This is a genomic window from Bacillus sp. MSP13 (genome assembly GCF_000815295.1).
Lineage (GTDB): Bacteria > Bacillota > Bacilli > Bacillales > Bacillaceae > Bacillus > Bacillus vallismortis.
Genome location: NZ_JXAQ01000022.1, coordinates 1 through 1,185, shown reverse-complemented (window position 1 = coordinate 1,185; position 1,185 = coordinate 1). Strand labels below are relative to the sequence as shown.

General features: G+C 49.4%; 9 tRNA genes and 1 rRNA gene. All 10 read left to right on the top strand.

Annotated elements, in window-relative coordinates:
* The first annotated feature begins 125 nt into the window (after positions 1–125).
* The 10 genes from rrf (at position 126) to SC79_RS19600 (ending at position 1,105) form a co-directional block, all read left to right on the top strand.
* Positions 126–241, top strand: a 5S ribosomal RNA gene (gene rrf, locus SC79_RS19645).
* Positions 242–263: 22 nt separating this feature from the next.
* Positions 264–339: transfer RNA gene (locus SC79_RS19640), tRNA-Val, on the top strand.
* 4 nt (positions 340–343) lie between these two features.
* Positions 344–419: transfer RNA gene (locus SC79_RS19635), tRNA-Thr, on the top strand.
* A gap of 37 nt (positions 420–456) precedes the next feature.
* Positions 457–532, top strand: a tRNA-Lys gene (locus tag SC79_RS19630).
* A gap of 7 nt (positions 533–539) precedes the next feature.
* Positions 540–622: transfer RNA gene (locus tag SC79_RS19625), tRNA-Leu, on the top strand.
* A gap of 40 nt (positions 623–662) precedes the next feature.
* Positions 663–737, top strand: a tRNA-Gly gene (locus SC79_RS19620).
* 14 nt (positions 738–751) lie between these two features.
* A tRNA-Leu gene (locus tag SC79_RS19615) sits at positions 752–837 on the top strand.
* A gap of 9 nt (positions 838–846) precedes the next feature.
* Positions 847–923: transfer RNA gene (locus SC79_RS19610), tRNA-Arg, on the top strand.
* Between the two features lie 22 nt (positions 924–945).
* Positions 946–1,022, top strand: a tRNA-Pro gene (locus SC79_RS19605).
* 7 nt (positions 1,023–1,029) lie between these two features.
* Positions 1,030–1,105 (top strand) — tRNA-Ala (locus tag SC79_RS19600).
* Positions 1,106–1,185: the final 80 nt, after the last annotated feature.

The following is a 1,185-nucleotide window of genomic DNA, read 5'->3' as shown; positions in this document are numbered from 1 at the left end:
TTTGAATGATGTTACATCTGTTATCTAGTTTTGAGAGAACACTCTCTAAAAGGCGGAAAGAAACTCCGCTAAGGGCTCTCACATCCTGTGAGAAACGCCCAGTACCTTCATCCTGAAGGCACTTGTTTGGTGGCGATAGCGAAGAGGTCACACCCGTTCCCATGCCGAACACGGAAGTTAAGCTCTTCAGCGCCGATGGTAGTCGGGGGTTTCCCCCTGTGAGAGTAGGACGCCGCCAAGCAATTGCACGTTAGTGCAATAATGGAGGATTAGCTCAGCTGGGAGAGCATCTGCCTTACAAGCAGAGGGTCGGCGGTTCGAGCCCGTCATCCTCCACCATTTTGCCGGTGTAGCTCAATTGGTAGAGCAACTGACTTGTAATCAGTAGGTTGGGGGTTCAAGTCCTCTTGCCGGCACCACTTTTATATGATATAATATTCAAGTCTCTTGTAAGAAGAGCCATTAGCTCAGTTGGTAGAGCATCTGACTTTTAATCAGAGGGTCGAAGGTTCGAGTCCTTCATGGCTCACCATTTTTACGCGGGTGTGGCGGAATTGGCAGACGCGCTAGACTTAGGATCTAGTGTCTTTATGACGTGGGGGTTCAAGTCCCTTCACCCGCATTATATAGGATAACAGTTATCAAAACTGGATATCCTGTCTGCGGAAGTAGTTCAGTGGTAGAACACCACCTTGCCAAGGTGGGGGTCGCGGGTTCGAATCCCGTCTTCCGCTCCAACTATACCATCCACGCCGGGGTGGTGGAATTGGCAGACACACAGGACTTAAAATCCTGCGGTAGGTGACTACCGTGCCGGTTCAAGTCCGGCCCTCGGCATTAAATTTTGCGCCCGTAGCTCAATTGGATAGAGCGTTTGACTACGGATCAAAAGGTTAGGGGTTCGACTCCTCTCGGGCGCGCCATTATTTTAATGGAATAGATAATCGGGAAGTAGCTCAGCTTGGTAGAGCACATGGTTTGGGACCATGGGGTCGCAGGTTCGAATCCTGTCTTCCCGACCATTTCAATGGGGCCTTAGCTCAGCTGGGAGAGCGCCTGCTTTGCACGCAGGAGGTCAGCGGTTCGATCCCGCTAGGCTCCACCAAATGTTTTTTTAAAAAAGTTGTTGACTTTGAAGAAGTAACGTTATATACTAATAAAGTTGCTTTAACAAAGCAAATAAAC